Raw genomic sequence first — 1,136 nt, forward strand, 5'->3', positions numbered from 1 at the left:
AGAACGGAATCCTGCTGAGGGTCATCGATTATAAATCCAGCCGCAAGGATCTTAAGCTGCATGAAGTGTATTACGGATTGTCGCTGCAGATGCTGACCTACCTTGATGTGCTGCTGACCTATGCCGAGGAATGGCTCGGGGAGCCTGCGTTTCCGGCGGGAACGCTGTATTTTCACGTTCATGATCCGCTCCTCTCCTCGCCAAACGGCATGGACCGGGAGCAGGCGCAGCAGGAGCTGCTCAAGCGATTCAAGATGAAGGGGCTGCTCATGGCGGACCGCGAGGTCGTCTCACTCATGGATACGACCCTGGACAAAGGGCATTCGAGCATCGTGCCGGTTGCCCTGAAGAGCGACGGCAGCTTTTACAGCAGCGCATCCGTGGCCACGCCCGAGCAGTGGGACCGCCTGCTCTCTTCCGTAAGAGGGACGATCACGGAGATCGGCACCCGCATCACGGAAGGGGACGTAGCCATCGCGCCTTACCGGATTCAGCAGGAGACTGCCTGCACGTTCTGTTCCTACAGGGCGGTGTGCCAATTCGACGAGGCTGTGGAAGGCAGCGGATACAAGCATTTGGGCAAGCCGGGCAAGGACGCAATCTGGGAAATGCTGTCCCGCAAAGACGAAGGAGGAAACAGACCGTGATTTTGCAGTCAAAACCGGAAGGAAGCATATGGAGCGACGATCAATGGCGAGCCATCGCGGAGAGCGGGGACGACATCCTTGTGGCCGCCGCCGCCGGCTCCGGCAAGACAGCGGTGCTCGTCGAGCGGATCATCCGCAAGATCGGCGACGAGAGCAGCGGCTTTAGCGTGGACCGCCTGTTGGTGGCTACCTTTACCAAAGCGGCCGCGTCCGAAATGCGGCAGCGTATCCGCGAGGCGCTGGACCGTGAGCTTGAGGACGATCCGCAGAGCGCCCATTTGCGGCGCCAGCTGGCGCTGCTGGGCAAAGCCTCGATCACGACGCTGCATTCCTTTTGCCTTGAGGTTATCCGGCGTTACTATCAGCTGATTCCGCTGGACCCGGGCTTTCGCATTCTGAATGAGCATGAAGCGGAGATTATGCGCCAGGAAATACTGGAGGAGCTGTTCGAGGAAAAATATGAAGAGGCCGGCGAAGACGGCGTGTTCG

Annotated in this window: 2 protein-coding genes; both read left to right on the forward strand. The window is 59.2% G+C overall.

Annotation, left to right across the window (positions count from 1 at the left end):
• On the forward strand, positions 1–647 hold a 647-nt coding region (locus L692_RS29995), incomplete at its 5' end, for a PD-(D/E)XK nuclease family protein (RefSeq protein ID WP_036725181.1).
• Positions 644–1,136: UvrD-helicase domain-containing protein (locus L692_RS30000; RefSeq protein WP_036725184.1), on the forward strand; the 493-nt coding region annotated here is incomplete at its 3' end. The genes L692_RS29995 and L692_RS30000, both read left to right, overlap by 4 nt.

Source organism: Paenibacillus forsythiae T98, from assembly GCF_000520735.1.
GTDB classification, from domain to species: Bacteria; Bacillota; Bacilli; order Paenibacillales; family Paenibacillaceae; genus Paenibacillus_AQ; species Paenibacillus_AQ forsythiae.